Source organism: Archangium primigenium (genome assembly GCF_016904885.1).
Lineage (GTDB): Bacteria > Myxococcota > Myxococcia > Myxococcales > Myxococcaceae > Cystobacter > Cystobacter primigenius.
The window spans coordinates 6,031,625-6,050,526 of sequence record NZ_JADWYI010000001.1; the positions used below are offsets into that span (position 1 = coordinate 6,031,625).

An 18,902-nucleotide genomic window follows, 5' to 3' on the forward strand; every position below is an offset into this window, starting at 1 on the left:
GGGCCTACCTCCACCACAGCCCCACGGAGAAGAGCACGCCGAACACGAGCTGCAGCCGCGCCGTCCCGCCCAGCGTGGGGTTGAGCGCCGCCCCCCGCTGGCCCCCCACCTGACGCAGCAGCGGCACCGCCAGCGGCGCGCTGAGCCACGCGAGGAACACCCCGGGGCTCGCCTGGTCCAGGGCCCACATCCCGAGCGGCGTCGCGTAGGCGAGCGCGAGCAGCAGCGCGTACTCGACCTTGCCCGCCGTGGTGCCCCAGCGCACCACCAGGGTGCGCTTGCCCGCCTTCACGTCCGTGGCGGCGTCCCGCAGGTTGTTGACCACGAGCAGCGCCGTGCCGATGGCGCCCACGGGCACCGCCGCGCTCCAGGCCGCCGGGCTCACCGTGAGCGCCTGCACGTAGAAGGTGCCCGGCACCGCCACGAGGCCGAAGAAGACGAAGACGAACACGTCGCCCAGCCCGTGGTAGGCCAGGGGATAGGGGCCGCCCGTGTACGCGTAGCCGGAGAGCACCGACGCCACGCCGATGGCCACGATGGGCCAGCCGCCCACGCCCACCAGGTACACGCCCGTGAGCACCGCCAGGCCGAAGCACGCGAGCGCGCTGGCCAGCACCGTCTCCGGGGCGATGAGCCCGCTCTGCGTCACCCGCCGCGGGCCCACCCGCTCCTCCGTGTCCGCGCCCTTCTTGAAGTCGAAGTAATCGTTCGTGAGGTTGGTGCCCACCTGGATGAACATGGCGCCCACGAGCGCCGCGAGCGCCGGCAGCCAGCGGCCCACGCCCAGCCCGAAGGCGAGCGCCGTGCCCACCATCACCGGCACCAGGGCCGCGGTGAGCGTCTTGGGACGGGCGGCCATGAGCCACGTCTTCAAGGTGGGGCGAGGCGCCGGGGCGGCGGCGGGGGCCAACATCGAACTCATGGGGAAGACCGGGAAGAGGGAGAGGGAGACCCGGGATCGGTGGTCTCGAATTCGGGCGCGTCGTACCAGGGCGTCTGGAGGAAGGAGAGCACCTCGCGGGCGTAGGCCTCGGGCACCTCCAGGTGGGGCGCGTGGGTGCAGCCCTCGAAGGCGTGGCGGTACACCACCGGCAGCTCCTCGGCCATGCGCCGCGCCGTCAGGGTGAACTTCTCGTCCAGGGCGCCGGTGAGCAGGAGCGTGGGCAGCCGGTGGCGCTGCAGCTCCGGCCAGTAGTCCGGCTGCACGCCCAGGCCCAGGCACTCCAGCGCGCCGGCGAGCCCCTCGGCCGTGTTGGCCAGCCGCCGCGCCCGCAGGGCCGCGCGCCGCTCCTCGTCCATGCCGCGCAGGCCGGCGAACAGCGGCAGCGCCTCCCAGTAGTCCATGAAGGCCGAGAGCCCCTTCTGCCGCAGGAAGAGCGCCAGCTCGCTGTCCTTCACCCGCCGCTCCGTGCGCGCCACCCGACGGTGCAGGCCGGGCGAGCCGCTCTCCATGACCAGGCGCATGAAGCGCTCGGGGCGCTGCATCGCCGCGGCCAGCGCGAAGCGTGCCCCCTGCGAGTAGCCCAACAGGTGGGTGCGCTGCACGCCCTGCTCGTCCAGCACCCCGAAGAGCGCGTCCAGCGTCTCCAGGAAGCCGTCGCGTCCGGGGCGCGTGGGCAGGGGCGTCTGGCCGTGGCCGGGCAGATCCACCGCGATGACGCGCACGTGCGGACTCCACACCGCGCGCAGGTGATCGAACGACGTGCGGCTGCCCGTGAATCCGTGCACGAGCAGCAAGGGCTGCGCGCCCTCGCCCCACGCCTCATAGGCCATCTTCAGAGCCATGGGCCCTCTCCCAGTGCGGCGGTCATCCGCGCGAACAGCCGCCGGTGTGCCTCCACGTTGCGATCGCGCTCGGGGACCCGGACCTCGATGAGGTTCAGTCCGCCCTTGAGCCCCTCGAGCACCGCCGCGCGCAGGGCCGCGGGGGAGTCGGGGCGGCGGTAGCGCGCCTGGTAGAGCGCCGCCGCGTGCGAGAAGTCCACCCCATGGGGCGTGCCCCACAGGGACTCGTAATGGGTGCGCGTCTGCTCGGCCTGGGCGATGGGCAGGAACGAGAAGATGCCACCCCCGTCGTTGTTCACCACCACCACGGTGAGGGGGATGCCACAGCGGCGCGCGGTGAGCAGGCCCCCCACGTCGTGCAGCAGCGCCAGATCCCCGGTGAGCAGCACGGTGGGCCGGGTCGAGGCGGCCGCCATGCCCAGCGCGCTCGAGACGATGCCGTCGATGCCGTTGGCGCCCCGGTTGGCCAGCACCCGCAGCGAGCGGGTGGTGGAGGGCGCGAAGGCATCCACGTCGCGGATGGGCATGCTGCTGGAGACGAAGAGGTTGGCCCCGTCCGGCAGGGCGCCCACCACGTCATGCGCCAGGCGCATCTCCGTGAGCCCGCCCTCCTCCGAGAAGGCCGACTCCAGGGCCGCGCGCGTCCACTGCTCGGCCCACAGGAAGCCGCGCGCCCACGTCCCCAACCCGCGCCGCGACAGCCCCCGGGTCAGGGCCGCGCACGCCGCCACCGCCGAGCCCTCCACCACGCGCGAGGCCCGGTGCTGGGGATCGAACAGCGCGCCCTCGTCACTGAAGAGCACCACCTCCGCGCCCGAGCCATCCAGCCACGTCTGCGGGCCCCGGGCCGTGAGCCCGCCGCCGAAGCGCAGCACCAGTTGGGGCCGGTGCGCCCGGGCGAAGGCCTCGTGGCGCAACATGGCGTCGTAGAGCGAGATGGTGAAGGGCCCACCGCCATAGCGCGCCTGCGAGGTGGCCTCGGCCAGCACGGGGTAGCCCGTGACCTCGGCCAGCTCGGTGATGGCCTCGGCGAAGCCGTCGTTCTCGTCCCGCGGGCCGCAGACGATGAGGCCGCGCTCGGTGGCCTGGATGCGCTCGCGCACCGCCTCCAGCGCCTGGGGCTCCGGCGGGCGCGCGGGCGGCACGATGCGCGTGAGCGGCTGGCCCGGGCGGCCGTGCCGGGCGAGCTCGGACAGGTGCTTGACGTCCACGGACTCGGGCGTGGGGTAGAGCGGATCGCGCATGGGCACGTTGAGGTGCACGGCGCCCCGGGGCGCGCGCGTCGCCGTGGCCAGGGCCCGCGAGGCGCTGGCCCTCAAGTGCAGGAGCGCGCCCTCGTGGGCCTCGGGCATGCCCAGGTCCACGAACCAGCGGGCGAACTCGCCGAACAGGCGCGCCTGGGGCACCGTCTGCGCCGCGCCCCACCCTTGCAGCTCCAGGGGCCGGTCCGCGGTGAGCACCAGCAGGGGCACCTGGGACAGGGCCGCCTCGATGACGGCCGGGTAGAAGTGCGCGCCGGCCGTGCCACTCGTGGCCACCAGGACCACGGGCCCGCGCGACTGCTTGGCCAGGCCCAGCGCGAAGAAGCCCGCGCTGCGCTCGTCGATGACGGACCAGACGCGCAGGCCCTCCGTCGTGGCGCACGCGTGCGCCAGGGGCGAGGAGCGCGAGCCAGGGCACACCACCGCGTGCCGCAGTCCGCCGCGAACCAGCTCCTCCATCAGGCCGCGCGCCCAGAGCTGGTTCAGGTTGCCCTCAGACATGGCCGCCTCCCAGCGCGCGCAGCATGGCCAGGCCCTTCATCTCCGTCTCCCGCCATTCCGACTCCGCGCTGGAGCCCGCCACGATGCCCGCGCCCACGAACAGCCGCGCCCGGGCGCCCTTCACCCACGCCGAGCGCAGCGCCACCATCTGATGGGCCCGTCCCGGCCCCACCCAGCCCACCGGACCGGCGTACCAGCCCCGGTCCAGCGCCTCGTGCGAGGAGATGAACGCCAGCGCGTTCTCCCGGGGCGTGCCACCCACCGCGGGCGTGGGGTGCAGGGCCGCCATCACCTCCGCCACCCCCACCCCCTGGTCCAGCCCGGCGCGGATGCCCGTGCGCAGGTGCACCACGTTGCGCAGGGCGAGCACGCCGGGCTCCCGGTCCGCCTCGACCTGGGCGGCGAGCGGCTTGAGCGCCCGGAGGATGTAGTGCACCACGGCCATGTGCTCCCGGCGATCCTTGTCGCTCGTCCCCAACCGCTCGGCGAGCGCGGGGGCCGCGGAGCCCGCGAGCGCCTCGGTCTCCAGCTGGCCCCCCTCCACCCGGCACAACGTCTCCGGCGTGGCGCCGAGGAAGGCCGCGCCGTCCGGGGCCCGGAAGAGGAAGGTGGCGCAGCGCGGGTAGTGCTCGCGCAGGCGCGCGAGGATGTCCACCCGGTCGAAGTCCCCGTCGGCCTCCACCTCCACCGCGCGCGCGAGCACCACCTTATGGAAGCGCTCGGCGCGGATGGCCTCCAGCGCATGCTCCACCTGGCGCTCGAACGCCGGGCGCGCCGCGCTCATCCGCAGCGCGCGCGACACGTCCCGGGGCGCGCGCGCCTGGGTGGGAAAGAAGCTGGTCACCCGCGCCAGCCGCTCGCGCACCACGTGCTCGGCCCCGGGCCCCTCGGGCGCGAAGGCCGCCACCCGCAGGCCCTCCGCCGTGCGCCACACCATCCACTCGGGCAGGGTCCACCGGCCAAAACCGAAGGGGGCCCACGCCGCGTCCTCGCCGTGGGAGGAAAAGCGCATGCCGCCAAACCACGGGCCCGGCATGTCCTGGGCAGGCGTCTCCAGCCAGCGCACCCCGTCCGGCGCCGACAGCCGCCGCAGCACGTCCTGGGCCCTCGGGGCGTCCTCCGCCCGGGCCAGCCCCGCCTCGCCCCACCCCGCCACCGCCTCGCCCCGGCTCGGCTGCTCCCAGTACACGCACGGCTCTCCCCACACGTCCGCCCCCGCGAGCGGATCCGCCGCGTGCAGTACGCTCCACCCCGCCACCCAACGGCTCGCGTCAGGGGATCCGAGTGTCGTCATCAGCCGTCCTCATGGGTCTCCGCCTCACCGAGTGGAGTCTCCACCTCGATGTTGTTCCACCAGCGGGTTTGGCTATACAAGCATGACACGGTTCAAAACAACGTGAACTCCACAAGGGACGGGAGGCGGCGATGAGCGCAGGGCGAGCGGCACGAAACAGGCGGCCAGCGCGAACGCCAGCCTCCCGAGCCACCGAGGAGCTTCACGGACCCGGACGGCGCGTGTTGGCCCGCGCCTCACGGCGGGTGGGAGTCGGCTGCCTTCCCGCGCGCGCCCGGCGGGGTCCACCACCGAGCCAGGACCTGGGGGTCCGATGAGCACCGAAGTGCGGCAGATGTTCTCCTCCATCGCCACGCGCTACGACGTGACGAACGAAGTCTTGTCGTTGGGCATCCACCGGCTGTGGCGGCGCAAGGCCGTGCGGCTGAGTCAGGCGCGCCCCGGGGATCGCGTGCTGGACTGCGCCAGCGGCACGGGGGACCTGGCCCTGGCCTTCAAGCGGCGGGTGGGCGAGGCGGGCCGGGTGGTGGGCACCGACTTCTGCAAGGAGATGCTCGACAGCGCGCCCGCCAAGGCCGCGCGCGAGGGGCTCCAGGTGGAGTTCCAGGTCGCCGACGCCATGGACCTGCCCTTCGCGGACGACGCCTTCGACGTGGCGTCCATCGCCTTTGGCATCCGCAACGTGGATGATCCGGTCAAGTGCCTGCGGGAGATGGCCCGGGTGGTGCGCCCGGGCGGCCGCGTGGTGGTGCTCGAGTTCGGCCAGCCCACGGGGTTCTTCGGCGCCCTGTTCCGCTTCTACAGCAAGGTCGTCATGCCGCGCGTGGGCGGGCTGCTCACGGGCAACCGGGCCGCCTACGAGTACCTGCCCCGCACGTCCGCCGCCTTCCCCGCGGGCGAGCGGTTCCTGGCGATGATGGAGGAAGCCGGCGCCTATCAGGAAAGAGTGGCCCATCCCCTGACCTTCGGGACATCCTACATCTATGTCGGGACCGTCCGCTGAACAGCGGCAGCACCTCATCGAGAGAATCCTCAACGCCGTGGACCCACGCCTCGCCGTGGGAGTCCGGGCGGAGTTCTCCCGCCGGGCCCCCGCCGAGCCTCCCCACGCGGCGCGCACCGTCGTGCTCGGGGGCCACCGGGCCGCGGGCAAGTCGCGCCTGCTGCCCCTGGTGAGCGCGCTGCTCGGCCGGCCCGGGGTGGATTTAGACATCGAGCTGGAGCGGCGCACGGGCCGCGCGCTGCGCGAGTGGGTGCTCACGGACACGGCGGGCTTCCGGGCGGCGGAACGCGCGCTGTTCCTGTCCCTGCCCCCGGGCAGCTGCGTGGCGGTGGGGGGCGGCTATCTCTCCCACCACCCCGAGACGCTCGCGTCCTGCTACACCCTGCTCGTGCCCATCTCCCTGGAGACCTACCGCGAGCGCCTGACGCAGGACACCCGTCGGCCGCGGCTGCGTCCGGAGCTGTCCCTGGAGGAGGAGCTCACCAGCATCTACGCGCAGCGCACGGCGCTGCATGACCGGCTGAACACGGTGGCCCTCGGCGAGTTCCTGCGCGCCATGTCCACCTGGAGCCCGGAGCTGCCGGCATGAAGACCGCCCGCCGCGTCGTCACCCTTCCCCCCGGTGTGCGCGGCCCCGATGCCGTGCGCTTCGCCGCCGACGCGCGGCGGCACGGCGCGGACGTGCTGGAGGTGCGCACGGACCTGCACCCGGCGGACGCGGTGGACGCGGCGGCCCTGGCCGCCACCCTGGAGCTGCTCGTCTCCGAGCGCGGCACGCCCCTGCCCCCCGCGTGGGTGGCGGCCGCCCGGTGGGTGGATCGGGACGTGGTGCACGCGGGGGACCTGGCGGCCCCCCCGGGCAAGCTGCTCGCCTCGCACCACGCCAGCGGCCCGCTCAACACCGCCCAGGCGCTGCGCCTGTGGGACGTGGCGCTGCCCGAGGGCGCCCAGGTCAAGCACGTGGAGCCCCTGGGCCCCGTGTCGCGCGAGCGCGTGGCGGAGCTGCTGGAGACCCAGGCGCGGCTGCGCGAGCGCTTCGGCGAGGGCCGGGTGACGCTGCTCACCATGAGCGACACCGCCCTGCCCGTGCGCGCGGTGCTCGCGCGCCAGAACACGCTGGACTACGTGGCCGTGGGCGGGGAGTGGAAGGCGGCCCCGGGCCAGCGCCTGCTCGCGGACGCCGCGCGCGAGGCCCGCGCCCCCGCGTCCCGCCACGCCGGCCGGCTCGGCATCCTCGGCACCTCCATCGCCCACTCGCGCTCCCCGCGCATCCATTTCCAACCCTTCGACCGCATCGATCTGCCCGAAGACGCGCCCATCGAGTCCGTCGTGGACGCGCTCCTGCCCCACTACCGGGGCTTCGCCATCACCAGTCCCTTCAAGCTGCGCCTCGCCCGGCACACCGGCGCGTCCCTGGACGCGATCAACACCCTCGTGCGCCGCGGCGATCATTGGGAGTCCTTCAACACCGACACCGAGGGGGCCCGCGCCGTGATCGAACGGCTCGGGACCCGGGATCTCTTCGTGCTCGGTGATGGAGGGGCCAGCGCCGCACTCCGTACCGTGGCGGCCGAGCAGGGCCTCTCGCCGCGCTTCCTGCGCCGCGCCGCCATTTCCACCCCCTTGAGCGGCACCGGCATCTGGACCTGGCCGGACCGCGTCACTCCTCCGGACGCCCTTCGTTTCGAGGGCGCCCGCGTCGCGGTCATCGCCTATGGCGCTCCGGCCCGACGCATCGCCCACGACATCCGCCGACGCGGGGGCACGCCCGTGCTCCTCGGCGCGGCATGGTTCATCGCCCAGGCCCGCAAGCAGCGGGCCCTCTGGGAGACCTCCACATGAATACCTTCGGAACCCTGTTCCGCCTCACCACCTTCGGCGAGAGCCACGGCCCCGCCTTGGGCTCCATCATCGATGGCTGCCCGGCCGGCGTGCCGCTCGCCCCCGAGCAGATCCAGGCCGCGTTGGATCGGCGCCGGCCCGGCCAGTCCTCCATCACCACCGCCCGCTCCGAGCCGGATCAGGTGGAGATCCTCTCCGGCGTGTTCGAGGGCAAGACGCTCGGCACGCCCCTGGCCGCCATCGTGCGCAACACGAACCAGCGCTCGGGCGACTACGAGAAGCTCAAGGCCGAGGACCGGCCCGGCCACGCGGACGCCGTGTGGCGCGAGCGCTTCAAGCACCGCGACCACCGGGGCGGCGGGCGCACGAGTGGCCGCGAGACGCTCTGCCGGGTCATCGGCGGCGCGGTGGCCGAGGCGTACCTGGCCCAGGCGCTGCCCGGACTCAACACGGTGGCGTGGGTGTCCCAGGTGGGCGAACTGGTGTCGGCGGTGCCCGAGCCGGGCCTGACGCGCGCCCAGGTGGACGCGCACCCCACGCGCTGTCCGGACGCCGGGGCGCGCGAGGAGATGTCGCGGAGAATCCTCGTGGCCAAGGAGGAGGGCGACAGCCTCGGGGGCTGCATCGACGTGCGCGTGGAGGGGCTGCCCGTGGGCCTGGGCGAGCCCATCTTCGGCAAGCTCAAGGCGCTGCTCGCGCAGGCCATGGGCAGCGTGGGCGCGGTGACGGGCGTGGTGTGGGGTCCGCCGGATCTGCTCGCGCGCATCGCGCAGCCCGGCAAGGCGTTCCACGCGCGCAAGGACACCTACGGCGGCATCCAGGGCGGCCTCACCAACGGCGAGCCCGTGGCCCTGCGCGTCTTCTTCAAGCCGCCCGCCACGCTCGCCGAGCACGCCAAGGGCGGCCGTCATGATCCGTGCATCATGCCCCGCGCGGTGCCCGTGCTCGAGGCCATGGTGTCGCTCGTCCTGGCCGATCTCGTCCTCCAGTTCAACGCCCGGCCCCACTCGTCATGATCCCCTCCCCTCCTGGCGCCTATCGCCATGCCAATGATCGGTGGGGTCCGTTCAAGCGCCTGAGCGCGAACCTCCCCGAGGGCAGCCTCGTCGTGCTGGACCGCACGGTGGGCAAGCTGCACCCCGCCCTGCTCACGGCGCTCCGGGCGCGCCGCCCCCACGCCGTGGTGCAGCTCACTGGCGGCGAGCGGGCCAAGTCCTTCGAGTCCCTGGAGCAGGTGCTCGCCGCGGGCCTCACCCTGCCGCGCTCGGGCACGCTCATGGCCGTGGGCGGCGGCACCATCGGCGACGTGTCCACCATGGCGGCCCACCTGCTCAAGCGCGGGGTGCGGCTGGTGCAGGTTCCCACCACGCTGCTCGCGGCGGTGGACAGCAGCCTGGGCGGCAAGGGCGCGGTGGACGTCACCGTGCGCGGCCGCGTGGTGAAGAATCCCGTGGGCGTCTTCCACTACGCCGAGGAGGCGTGGCTCTGCCCGGAGCTGTTCGCGAGCCTGTCGGACACCCAGCGGCGCGAGGGCGCGCTGGAGGCGTGGAAGATGGTGGCGAGCCTCGACGCGGAGCTCTTCCAGGCGTACACGCGCCGGGCGCCCGCGCTCGAGCGGCTGGTGAAGGACGCGCGCCGGCTCAAGGAGTCGGTGTGCGCGCAGGATCCGTACGAGCAGCAGGGCCTGCGGCGGGTGCTCAACTTCGGCCACACCTTCGGGCACGTGCTGGAGAGCGTGTCGCGCTTCAAGCTGTCGCACGGCGACGCGGTGGGCCTGGGCATGCTCTGCGCGCTCGACGTGGGCCGCGCGCTCGGCGTCACCCCGCCGCACGTGGCCGAGCGGGTGGAGGCGGCGCTGGAGAAGGGGCCCGGGGTGCTGGGCCGCGAGCGCACGGCGCAACTGCTCGCCCGCGCGTCGCTCAAGGACATCCAGGTGCTGCTGGCCGCGGACAAGAAGACGGGCGCCGGCGGCGAACTGCGCATGGTGCTGCTCACCGACATCGGCGTCGCGGAGGTCCGCGACGTCACTGCCCCTCAATGGCGCGCGCTCTGGCCCGCCTGGACCCAGGGAGTCCGCCCATGACGACCTCCACCACCGTGCTCCACGTGGATCCGGGCCCGTTGATGCCCTCGGTCCTCACGCCGCCCATCTCCAAGTCGGACGCCCAGCGGGCGCTGGTGCTCGCCCACCTCACGGGCGCCTGGCCCCTGTCGGACATCCAGGACGAGCCCGAGGAGTTCCTCCCCGCGGACGTGCGGGTGCTGCGCCGGGGCATCGAGGCCCTGCGCCTGCCCCCCGGCCCCGTGCGGGACGTGGACTGCGCGGACGGAGGGGCCCCCTTCCGCATCCTCGTCACCCAGGCCGCGGTGACGCCCGGCGCCCGTGTGCGCCTCACCGGCACGCCCCGCCTGGGCGAGCGCCCGCATGGGCCGCTCTTCGACAGCCTGCGCGAGGCCCTGGGGCCCGCCGGGCTCTCCCTCACCCAAGGAGCGCCCTGGCCCGTGGAGCTCACCGCGCCCACGTCCACCGGCGAGCCCGTCTTCCGGGTCCCCGGGGCCCAGAGCAGCCAGTACGCCTCCAGCCTGCTGCTCGGCTGCGCGGCGCTCTTCTTGCGCGAGCGCCGGCCGTGGCGCGTGGAGATCCTCGGGGCCCTCACCAGCGCGGGCTACCTGGAGCTCACCGTGTCCTGGCTGCGCCGCTTCGGCTTCACGGTGCACCAGACCGAGGGCCGCTACGAAGTGGCCGCGTACCAGGCCCCCGAGCGCGCGCCGGCGATGCCCGGGGACTGGTCCTCGCTGGGCTACCTCCTGCTCATCGCCTGGCACACGGGCGGCAGCGTGGAGCGGGCGGACCTGGCCAGCGCCCACCCGGACCAGGCCCTGGTGCGCATCGTCGAGCAGGTGGGGCTCCAGTCCCAGGTGGGCCTGGGCAACACCCTGCGCCTGACGGGCCAGGCCCGGGGCGGGCTCGTGGCCTCCGGCACCGAGTGTCCGGACCTGCTGCCCACCCTGGCCGCGCTCGCCTGCGTGCTGCCCGCGCCCTCCACCCTCCACGACGTGAGCATCCTGCGGCTCAAGGAGAGCGACCGGCTGGAGGGCATCCGCACACTGGTGGACGCTTTTGGCGGCCGGACGGTCCTGGAGGGCGAGGCCCTCACGGTCCACCCGCCCGCCACCCGCCCCGCGCGCTTCGCCATGGACAGCCGGGGCGATCACCGCCTGGCCATGGTCTCCGCCACCCTCTCGGTGCTCTCGGGCGTGCCCCTGGCGCTCACCGGCCCCGAGTGCGTGGAAAAGAGTTTTCCCGGCTTCTGGCGCCAGTTGGAGCGCACCGGGGTCCGCCTCTCCTGACCCGAGTGTGCCCGGAGGGAGACGCGGCCCCACCGGGTGAGGTGCTTTTTTGTTGAAAGCGCTCCGCCGCCTATGAAAAGTCCCTGCATGCCCAAGGACACGCTGACCATCACGGACAACCGTACGGGGAAGACGTACGAGGTCCCCATCGAGAACGGTTGTATTCGGACCAACAGCCTGCGGCAGATCAAGACCTCGGACGAGGACTTCGGTCTGATGGGGTATGACCCCGCGTTCCTCAACACGGCCAACTGCAAGAGCGCCATCACCTTCATCGACGGTGACAAGGGCATCCTGGAGTACCGGGGCTACCCCATCGAGCAGCTCGCGGAGCGCTCCTCGTTCCTCGAGGTGTCCTACCTGCTGCTCAACGGCGAGCTGCCCACCGAGAAGCAGCTCGAGGAGTTCCGCTACCTCGTCACGCACCACACCTACGTGCACGAGAACATCAAGACGTTCATGGACGGGTTCCGCTACGACGCGCACCCCATGTCCATGCTGTCCTCCACGGTGGCCGCGCTCTCGGGCTTCTACCCCGACGCCAAGCACACCAAGGACGAGCGCAGCCGCCGCATCCAGATGACGCGGCTCATCGCCAAGATGCCCACGCTGGCCGCCTTCTCCTACCGCCACAGCATGGGCCTGCCCTACGTCTACCCGGACAACGACCTGTCCTACGTGGGCAACTTCCTGGCCATGGTCCGCAAGATCGGCACCACGACCTACAAGGTGCACCCCACGCTGGAGAAGGCGCTCGACGTGCTCTTCATCCTGCACGCCGACCACGAGCAGAACTGCTCCACCACGTCCGTGCGCACCGTGGGCTCCTCCGAGGTGGATCCCTTCTCGGCCGTCGCCTCCGGCGTCTCCGCGCTCTACGGCCCGCTGCACGGCGGCGCCAACGAGGCCGTGCTGCGCATGCTGCGCGAGATCGGCCACGTCTCCAAGGTGCCCGAGTTCATCAAGCAGGTGAAGGGCGGCGAGGGCGGCTCCAAGCTCATGGGCTTCGGCCACCGCGTCTACAAGTCCTACGATCCGCGCGCCAAGGTCATCAAGCGCGTGGCCGACGAGGTCTTCGAGATCACCGGCAAGAACCCCCTGCTGGAGATCGCCGTGGAGCTCGAGCGCATCGCGCTGCAGGACGAGTACTTCGTCAAGCGCAAGCTCTACCCCAACGTCGACTTCTACTCGGGCCTCATCTACGAGGCCATGGGCTTCCCCGTGGAGATGTTCCCCGTGCTCTTCGCCATTCCGCGCACCGTGGGTTGGGTGACGCAGTGGGAGGAGATGGTGAAGGACTCCGAGCAGAAGATCGCCCGTCCGCGGCAGGTGTACACGGGCTCCAAGCGCCGCGAGTACGTGCCCATGGGCGAGCGCAACCAGAAGTAGCTTCCGCGCCGTACTGAAGTCCCCGGGAGGGCCGTGGGAAGGGAGCCTGTGAGGGCGTCCTTCCCCGGCCCTCTCGGCGTTTCGCGCACTGGACGAGAAACCCCGCCGCCTCGCGCGTCGCCCGTTGACAGGCACCGGAGCCGTGGATATTCCGCGCCTCGAACATGTCGATCGATTTCACCTGCCAGAAGTGCGAGGCCAGCTTCGAGCTGGAGATCCAGGATCTCATCGAGGGGACGGAGAAGATTGTCTGCCCCCACTGCGATGCGAAGGCGCCGAGCAACCTCTCGGAGGACTTCGTCGCGGCGCTCACGGAGATGCGCGCGCAGATCGCCTCGCTCGGCAAGAAGTTCGCCGTCTCGGTCACCTTGGAGCACGAGGAGCTGGACGACGACGCGGATGAGGAGTCGGACGAGGAGTCCGAGGACGACGACGAGGAGCTCGACTTCGACGAGGACGAAGACGAGGAGTCCGACGAGGAGGATTACGACGAGGACGAGACCGAGCGCTGACGCTCGCTTGTCTACCCCCCGCTCGCCGGGCGGAGCGCGCACGGGGGCCGTGAGCCCGGAGGGCAGGCAGGCGTGAGCGCCGCCCTCCCGGACCCCTCACACATGCACACGTTTGTGAGGTGAAAACGCCCATTCCCGCCGCCACCTTCCTCGTAGGTCCGCTGTCCGTCGCGCTGCTTGCCGTGGGCGCCCTGCTGCTGCCGGGCCTCAGCCCCGTGGCGGCGCCGGAAGCCCTGGCCGCGACCGCGGTCGCCGCGGACACCCCGGTGTGCACCCCGGGCGAGGGGGGCAACGCCGCGTGCCGGGAGCTGGTGGAGCTGGAAGTCCGGGACGTCATTCCGCTCGTCGAGGCCAAGACGCACGCGGTGGTGCTCAGCACCTCGGACGGCAAGATGGTGCTGCCCATCTTCGTGGACGAGTCCGCCGCGGTGGCCATCGCCTTCCGCCTCGCCCACCTGCGCTCGCCCCAGCCCCTGTCGCAGGATCTGCTCGGCTCGATGGTGACGGAGCTGGGCGCCAAGGTGACCGAGGTGCGCATCGACGACCTGCGCGATGACGTCTACGTCGGCCGCATCTTCCTCACCCAGGGCAAGAAGCAGATGACCCTCAACGCCCGGCCCTCGGACTCCATCGCCATGGCGCTGGATGGACAGGCGCGCATCCGCGTGACGCGCAAGGTGCTGGACGCCGCGGGCATCACCCGCGAGGAGATCGACTCCCTGCGCGGCGGCGACGGCCCGGGTGTGGGCGGCGGTGGCGACGCGGATCTGGAGCCCTCACGGGTGCCCTCGCCGCACGGCCAGAAGACGTCGCCGGGGTTGAACCTGATGCCGGATCGCACGGGCGAAATCCGGCTCTAGTCCTCACGGCGGTACCACAGCGAAAGCCCGGCCCCCCCTCCCGGAGTGCCGGGCTTTCTCGCAACGATCGCGGGCGGAAAACCCCACGAAATTGCAACGAAAAGCCACTCGCCGGCGCCGTTGCTCTCGCCCGCGTGCGCCGCCAAGTATTCCCGAGGCCGGGAAACTGTCAAGGTGCCCCCCCGCTCCTAGGATGGGCATCCATGCGCAAGGCGAAAATCGTTTGCACCCTGGGGCCGTCCTCGGACTCCGCCCAGGTCATCGAGGCCCTGATCCGCGCGGGCATGAACGTGGCCCGGCTCAACTTCTCGCACGGCACCCATGACGAGCACCGCCAGCGGGTCCTCCGCATCCGCCAGGCCGCGCGTCGGCTCGGGGTGTCGGTGGCCATCCTCCAGGACATCCAGGGGCCGAAGATCCGCCTGGGCCGCTTCGACGGGGGCCGCACCGAGGTGAAGGCGGGCGAGCGGGTGGTGGTCACCACGCGCAACGTCCTGGGCCAGGGCGCACTCATCCCCACACCCGTACGCTCGCTGCCCCGGGACGTGAAGCCGGGGGACGCCATCCTGCTGGATGACGGCCGGGTGCGCCTGCGGGTGGAGCGCGTGGAGGATCGGGACGTCACCTGCGCGGTGGAGCAAGGCGGCGTGCTCAAGGATCACAAGGGCCTCAACCTGCCGGGGGCGCACGTGTCGGTGCCCACGGTGACGCGCAAGGACGAGGAGGACCTGGCGTTCGGCCAGGAGCTGGGCGTGGACTACGTGGCGCTGAGCTTCGTGCGCACGGCGAAGGACATCGAGCGGGCGCGCAAGCTCGTGGCGGAGCACACCCCCCTCATCGCGAAGATCGAGAAGCCCCAGGCGGTGGAGCACCTGGAGGCCATCGCGCGCGCGGCGGACGGCATCATGGTGGCGCGCGGCGACCTGGGCGTGGAGATGCCCCTGGAGAAGCTGCCCGGGCTGCAGAAGCACATGCTGCGGGTGGTGAACCGGATGGGCGGGCTCACCATCGTGGCCACGGAGATGCTCGAGAGCATGGTGAACAACGCCCGGCCCACGCGCGCCGAGGTGTCGGACGTGGCCAATGCCATCCTGGATGGCGCGGACGCGGTGATGCTCTCGGGCGAGACGGCCGCGGGCAAGTACCCCGTGGAGGCCGCGGCCACCATGGCGCGCATCGTGGAGGAGACCGAGGGCGGCTCGGAGCGCGGGGCGATGGATGCCCCCTTCGACGAGGCCCGCGACGACATCTCCACGGGCGTGGCGGCGGCGGCGGTGGCGGCGGCGCGGCAGATGGGCATCGGCACCATCGTGGCCTATACCGAACGCGGCCACACCGCGCGGCTCATCTCCGAGTTCCGCCCCGAGGCGCGCGTGGTGGCGCTCACCCCCAACCCGCAGACCGTGCACCGCATGGCGCTCTACTGGGGCGTGACGGCGCGGCAGGTGGGCCGACTGCAATCCACCGACGCCATGCTCAAGCAGGTGCGCCGCCTGTGCCGGGACGAGGGCTACTGCCCCGCCGGCACGCCGGTGATCATCGTCGCGGGCGTGCCCCTCAACGAGCCGGGCAATACCAACATGATCTCCGTGCACCGCATCTGAGCGGCGCCGGGATGTCTGTCATTGCCGCCCAGGCCACACGCCCTCCCCTCGCGTGGCCTGGGAGGCAACAATCCCTGTCGGCCCCGGATGTGGCTCCCACGGCAACACCCGACGTCTGGACTGAATGTCTGGGAAATCGTCCGGGGGGGTCTTGATACGCCAGGAAAGATGGATGTAGTGTTCTTTCCTGGGTGGCGGGAAATCCCCACCTGAAGCCAACTCCCCCCGCAGTCCCTAACTGGAGACAGCCATGAGCGAGAACAAGCCCAACAACATCGAAGAGGTGCAGCTCGATGAGACCGAGCTCGAGCAGGTGGTCGGTGGCGCCGAAGTTCTCGCGCTCCAGGGTCTCGCGCTCGAGCGCGAGAAGGACGCCTGCGTGTCCTTCTGCAGCTGCACCTCGTCGGTGAGCAGCCGCTCCAACTAGTCGCACCTGGCGGTGGGGCGCGGGCGAGAGTCACGCGCCCTCCTCCGCCAGAAAACGCGAGCCGGCCGCCCCTCGGGAGGCGGTCGGCTTTCGCGCATGATGTCCGTGCATCAGGGTCGAGCCAAGGCTCCCCTCCCCGTTTCAATCCCTGGCACCTGGTGAGGAGGGTACGCGGGCCACTCGCCGACCGTCACGAGGGTGATGTCGGAGTCTCTGCTATCGTCTTCCCAGGACACGCAGATCTCCTCGACCCCCCGCGTGAGCAACGATCATGGCCGACGGCTCCTTCTTCTACGCCTTCCTCGATCCGGAGTACTTCGAGACGATCGAGCGCTACCAACCGGACGCCCAGTACCTCGACATCGTCAAGCGCCACGTGGATGACTCCTGGCACTTCAAGCCCGGGGGCTACTGGACGCACTGCTGGCGCGAGGCGTCGCGCACCCGGCTGGAGCAGGGCTGGAAGATCCACCTGGCCGCGGCGGAGGAGACCGCCCAGGAAGTGCTCGAGCGCACGGTGCCGGTGCTCGTGGGCTTCAAGGTCGCCTTCAAGTTCTGCGCCGATCCCACCATGCTGCGGCTGTCGCTGAACAAGAACGCCCCGCGCACGGGGGCGGGCAAGTTCGTCACCGTCTATCCAGACACGGAAGCGGACTTCAAGACGCAGCTCGAGGCGCTCCACGAGGCGACGCGGGACCTCTGGGGCCCGTACCTGCTGACGGATCGCCCCTACAACGGCAGCAAGGTGGTCTTCTACCGCTACGGCACGCACTGGGCCCGGGAGCAGGTGAACCACCGGGGCCAGCGGCTCTCGGGCATGCTCGCCCCGGACGGCACCTTCGTGGAGGACGAGCGGGTGCCCGTCTTCAAGACGCCGGCCTGGGTGAAGGATCCCTTCCCCCCCGCCCCCGCTCCGGTCAAGGCGCGCCCCGCGGCCCCGGCGCCCAAGGCGGAGGCCCCGGACAGCGCGCCGACCAGGCCCGCCCCGGCCGCCAAGAAGGGCGCCGGCACGCTGCTCAACAACCGCTACCGCGTGGAGTCCGCCTTCAAGTTCAACACCAGCGGTGGCATCTACGCGGGCACGGACACCCAGACGGGCGCGGCGGTGGTCATCCGCGAGGCGCGCCCGCTGACGAGCAAGGATCCGGACAAGGACGAGGCGTTCCAGCTGCTCGCCAAGCAGGCGCGCATCCTCCAGCGGCTGGGGGACACCGGGCTGACGCCCCGGTTCGTGGACCTGTTCCAGCACTGGGAGCACCGCTTCCTCGTCGAGGAGAAGCTCGATGCGGAGACGCTCTGGGGCTACGCCATCGGGTTCAGCCGCGCGTCGCCCGACCTGCGCGTCTCGCACTTCTTCACGCGCATGCGGGACACGGTGCTCAAGATCGCCCGGGGCCTCAAGACGATCCACGAGCACGGCGTGGTGCTGCGCGACCTCACGCGCTCCAACATCATGTTCACCTCGGATCAGCAGGTGAAGTTCATCGATCTCGAGTTCGCCTTCGAGCTCGACCGGGACGAGCCCTTCGTGCGCAGCTGGACGGACGGGCACAGCTCGCCCGAGCAGCGGCGCTGGGAGCGGCCCAAGCCCGGAGACGACTGCTACTCGCTCGGCGCGATGATCCTCGATCAGATCGTCTTCACCGCGCCCGGCCTGGACATCAACCGCGAGGGCATCCTGCAGTCCTTCAAGCAGTCCCTGGAGGACTACCACCTGCCCCTCGAGGTCTACGACATCGTGCTCGGGCTGCTGGAGCAGGATCCGGCGAAGCGCTGGGACACCGACCGGGTCATCGCCGCCTTCAGCGCCATCCCCGTGCCCCAGCACGACGCCCCGCTCGTGCCCATGGGCGACGTCCCCCCGCCGCGCGCGCCGCCCCCCGAGGGCCGCCGCGCCGAGATCGCGAACACGCTCGAGGGCATCAGCCGGTTCATCCTCGCCAAGGCGGACTACTCGCGCACCGACCGGCTCTGGCCGACGCAGGGCACGGTGTACGGCACCAACCCCCTCAACCTGGACTACGGCGCGGCGGGGACCGCGGCCTTCCTGCAGCGCCAGAACGGGCAGGTGCCCGCGCCCGTCGTGGACTGGATGCTCCAGCGGCTGGAGGGCCAGGGCCACCGCTACCCGCCGGGGCTCTACAGCGGTCTGGGCGGCATCGCGATGGTGCTCCAGGAGATCGGCCAGACGGCGGCCGCGCGCGAGGCCATGGAGACGGCGGCGCGCTCGGAACTGCTCCACCAGAAGTCGGACCTGTACTGGGGCGACGCGGGCTGGGGACTCGCCAACCTGCACTTCTGGCGGCACACCGGCGAGGAGAAGTACCTCACGCGCGCCAGCGAGGCGGCCGAGTACCTGCTGAGCACGAAGCAGGAGTCGGCCAAGGGCGCCTCCTGGGTGACGGACGGCGAGACGCGCCTGGGCTTCGGCCATGGCCAGGCGGGCGTGGCGCTCTTCCTCATCTACCTGGCGCAGGTGAAGCAGGACGCGCGCTACCTGGACACCGCCGTCAAGGCGCTGGACTTCGAGATCGCCCACTGCCAGGTGCTCAGCAACATGCTGCTGTGGTACCCGCACGTGGACGCGCGGCCCAGCGAGCCCAAGTCCCCCCACATGCGCTTTGGCACGTCCGGCATCGGCACGAGCATGGTGCGCGCCTACGTGGCCACGGGCGAGACGCGGCTGCGCGCGTTCGCGGACCGGTGCGCCAACACCGTGTCCGACCGGCACTCCAACAAGCTGTGGTTCAACTACGGCATCTCCGGCTACGGCGAGTTCCTGCTCGACATGTACCGCCTGCTCGGAGGCGAGGAGTACCTGAACTGCGCCCACTTCCTCGCCGAGGGCATCCTCCCGCACCGCATCGAGCGCGAGGAGGGCATCGCCTTCGCCTCCGAGGAACTCTTCCGCATCAGCTGCGACCTGGGCGGAGGCTCGGCCGGCATCGGCATGTTCCTGCACCGGCTGCTGCACCCGGAGCAGCCCCGCTTCATGATGCTCGACGAGCTGCTCGTCTCCAACGCCGCGGGCGCCAAGGGCCCGGGCCTGCGGACGGGCAGCTGAGCCGGGCT

General features: G+C 71.8%; 16 protein-coding genes. 12 read left to right on the forward strand and 4 right to left on the reverse strand.

Translation table 11 applies throughout. The features are described from left to right. Nucleotides 1–4: 4 nt before the first annotated feature. The 4 genes from I3V78_RS24730 to I3V78_RS24745 are packed head-to-tail and all read right to left on the reverse strand — an operon-like array spanning nucleotide 5 to nucleotide 4,842. Nucleotides 5–922 (reverse strand): 1,4-dihydroxy-2-naphthoate polyprenyltransferase, encoded by a 918-nt coding sequence (locus I3V78_RS24730; RefSeq protein WP_204490903.1) that lies wholly within the window; start codon nucleotides 920–922, stop codon nucleotides 5–7. Then, nucleotides 919–1,785 (reverse strand): 2-succinyl-6-hydroxy-2,4-cyclohexadiene-1-carboxylate synthase, encoded by an 867-nt coding sequence (gene menH, locus I3V78_RS24735; RefSeq protein ID WP_204490904.1) that lies wholly within the window; start codon nucleotides 1,783–1,785, stop codon nucleotides 919–921. Before menH ends, I3V78_RS24730 begins: the two co-directional genes overlap by 4 nt. Continuing rightward, nucleotides 1,776–3,548, reverse strand: coding sequence for a 2-succinyl-5-enolpyruvyl-6-hydroxy-3-cyclohexene-1-carboxylic-acid synthase (gene menD / locus I3V78_RS24740; protein ID WP_204490905.1), 1,773 nt, complete (start codon nucleotides 3,546–3,548; stop codon nucleotides 1,776–1,778). Before menD ends, menH begins: the two co-directional genes overlap by 10 nt. Then, nucleotides 3,541–4,842 (reverse strand): isochorismate synthase, encoded by a 1,302-nt coding sequence (locus I3V78_RS24745; protein ID WP_204490906.1) that lies wholly within the window; start codon nucleotides 4,840–4,842, stop codon nucleotides 3,541–3,543. The genes menD and I3V78_RS24745 overlap by 8 nt, the downstream gene beginning before the upstream one ends. Nucleotides 4,843–5,155: 313 nt before the next feature. On the opposite strand from I3V78_RS24745, the gene ubiE reads away from it, so the two are divergent. The 12 genes from ubiE (at nucleotide 5,156) to lanKC (ending at nucleotide 18,894) form a co-directional block, all read left to right on the forward strand. Next, nucleotides 5,156–5,845 (forward strand): bifunctional demethylmenaquinone methyltransferase/2-methoxy-6-polyprenyl-1,4-benzoquinol methylase UbiE, encoded by a 690-nt coding sequence (gene ubiE, locus I3V78_RS24750; protein ID WP_204490907.1) that lies wholly within the window; start codon nucleotides 5,156–5,158, stop codon nucleotides 5,843–5,845. Continuing rightward, on the forward strand, nucleotides 5,826–6,434 hold the full coding sequence (locus I3V78_RS24755) for a shikimate kinase (protein WP_204490908.1): 609 nt from the start codon (nucleotides 5,826–5,828) through the stop codon (nucleotides 6,432–6,434). Before ubiE ends, I3V78_RS24755 begins: the two co-directional genes overlap by 20 nt. Beyond that, a complete protein-coding gene (locus I3V78_RS24760; RefSeq protein ID WP_204490909.1) occupies nucleotides 6,431–7,687 on the forward strand; it encodes a shikimate dehydrogenase in 1,257 nt (418 codons plus the stop codon). The genes I3V78_RS24755 and I3V78_RS24760 overlap by 4 nt, the downstream gene beginning before the upstream one ends. After that, nucleotides 7,684–8,703: a chorismate synthase gene (gene aroC / locus I3V78_RS24765; protein WP_204490910.1), complete on the forward strand. Its 1,020-nt coding sequence runs from the start codon at nucleotides 7,684–7,686 to the stop codon at nucleotides 8,701–8,703. Before I3V78_RS24760 ends, aroC begins: the two co-directional genes overlap by 4 nt. Continuing rightward, nucleotides 8,700–9,770, forward strand: coding sequence for a 3-dehydroquinate synthase (locus I3V78_RS24770; RefSeq protein ID WP_204490911.1), 1,071 nt, complete (start codon nucleotides 8,700–8,702; stop codon nucleotides 9,768–9,770). The genes aroC and I3V78_RS24770 overlap by 4 nt, the downstream gene beginning before the upstream one ends. Then, complete coding sequence (locus tag I3V78_RS24775) at nucleotides 9,767–11,038, forward strand: 3-phosphoshikimate 1-carboxyvinyltransferase (protein WP_204490912.1); 1,272 nt, start codon at nucleotides 9,767–9,769, stop codon at nucleotides 11,036–11,038. Before I3V78_RS24770 ends, I3V78_RS24775 begins: the two co-directional genes overlap by 4 nt. A gap of 87 nt (nucleotides 11,039–11,125) precedes the next feature. Then, nucleotides 11,126–12,427, forward strand: coding sequence for a citrate synthase (locus tag I3V78_RS24780; protein WP_204490913.1), 1,302 nt, complete (start codon nucleotides 11,126–11,128; stop codon nucleotides 12,425–12,427). 164 nt (nucleotides 12,428–12,591) lie between these two features. Further along, nucleotides 12,592–12,939: a hypothetical protein gene (locus tag I3V78_RS24785; protein ID WP_204490914.1), complete on the forward strand. Its 348-nt coding sequence runs from the start codon at nucleotides 12,592–12,594 to the stop codon at nucleotides 12,937–12,939. A gap of 119 nt (nucleotides 12,940–13,058) precedes the next feature. Continuing rightward, nucleotides 13,059–13,799 (forward strand): bifunctional nuclease domain-containing protein, encoded by a 741-nt coding sequence (locus I3V78_RS24790; RefSeq protein WP_204490915.1) that lies wholly within the window; start codon nucleotides 13,059–13,061, stop codon nucleotides 13,797–13,799. Nucleotides 13,800–14,002: 203 nt separating this feature from the next. Continuing rightward, nucleotides 14,003–15,403 carry a pyruvate kinase gene (gene pyk / locus I3V78_RS24795; RefSeq protein ID WP_204490916.1) on the forward strand — a complete coding sequence of 467 codons (1,401 nt, stop codon included), beginning with the start codon at nucleotides 14,003–14,005 and terminating at the stop codon, nucleotides 15,401–15,403. Between the two features lie 250 nt (nucleotides 15,404–15,653). Then, complete coding sequence (locus I3V78_RS24800; RefSeq protein WP_204490917.1) at nucleotides 15,654–15,830, forward strand: hypothetical protein; 177 nt, start codon at nucleotides 15,654–15,656, stop codon at nucleotides 15,828–15,830. 271 nt (nucleotides 15,831–16,101) lie between these two features. Continuing rightward, nucleotides 16,102–18,894, forward strand: coding sequence for a class III lanthionine synthetase LanKC (gene lanKC / locus I3V78_RS24805; RefSeq protein WP_204490918.1), 2,793 nt, complete (start codon nucleotides 16,102–16,104; stop codon nucleotides 18,892–18,894). Nucleotides 18,895–18,902 lie beyond the last annotated feature (8 nt).

What these genes read in the sequence shown, in the direction of transcription:
- I3V78_RS24730 (WP_204490903.1), bottom strand. Translation starts at nt 922, where the DNA reads ATGAGTTCGATGTTGGCCCCCGCCGCCGCCCCGGCGCCTCGCCCCACC.
- menH (WP_204490904.1), bottom strand. Translation starts at nt 1,785, where the DNA reads ATGGCTCTGAAGATGGCCTATGAGGCGTGGGGCGAGGGCGCGCAGCCC.
- menD (WP_204490905.1), bottom strand. Translation starts at nt 3,548, where the DNA reads ATGTCTGAGGGCAACCTGAACCAGCTCTGGGCGCGCGGCCTGATGGAG.
- I3V78_RS24745 (WP_204490906.1), bottom strand. Translation starts at nt 4,842, where the DNA reads ATGACGACACTCGGATCCCCTGACGCGAGCCGTTGGGTGGCGGGGTGG.
- ubiE (WP_204490907.1), top strand. Translation starts at nt 5,156, where the DNA reads ATGAGCACCGAAGTGCGGCAGATGTTCTCCTCCATCGCCACGCGCTAC.
- I3V78_RS24755 (WP_204490908.1), top strand. Translation starts at nt 5,826, where the DNA reads ATGTCGGGACCGTCCGCTGAACAGCGGCAGCACCTCATCGAGAGAATC.
- I3V78_RS24760 (WP_204490909.1), top strand. Translation starts at nt 6,431, where the DNA reads ATGAAGACCGCCCGCCGCGTCGTCACCCTTCCCCCCGGTGTGCGCGGC.
- aroC (WP_204490910.1), top strand. Translation starts at nt 7,684, where the DNA reads ATGAATACCTTCGGAACCCTGTTCCGCCTCACCACCTTCGGCGAGAGC.
- I3V78_RS24770 (WP_204490911.1), top strand. Translation starts at nt 8,700, where the DNA reads ATGATCCCCTCCCCTCCTGGCGCCTATCGCCATGCCAATGATCGGTGG.
- I3V78_RS24775 (WP_204490912.1), top strand. Translation starts at nt 9,767, where the DNA reads ATGACGACCTCCACCACCGTGCTCCACGTGGATCCGGGCCCGTTGATG.
- I3V78_RS24780 (WP_204490913.1), top strand. Translation starts at nt 11,126, where the DNA reads ATGCCCAAGGACACGCTGACCATCACGGACAACCGTACGGGGAAGACG.
- I3V78_RS24785 (WP_204490914.1), top strand. Translation starts at nt 12,592, where the DNA reads ATGTCGATCGATTTCACCTGCCAGAAGTGCGAGGCCAGCTTCGAGCTG.
- pyk (WP_204490916.1), top strand. Translation starts at nt 14,003, where the DNA reads ATGCGCAAGGCGAAAATCGTTTGCACCCTGGGGCCGTCCTCGGACTCC.
- I3V78_RS24800 (WP_204490917.1), top strand. Translation starts at nt 15,654, where the DNA reads ATGAGCGAGAACAAGCCCAACAACATCGAAGAGGTGCAGCTCGATGAG.
- lanKC (WP_204490918.1), top strand. Translation starts at nt 16,102, where the DNA reads ATGGCCGACGGCTCCTTCTTCTACGCCTTCCTCGATCCGGAGTACTTC.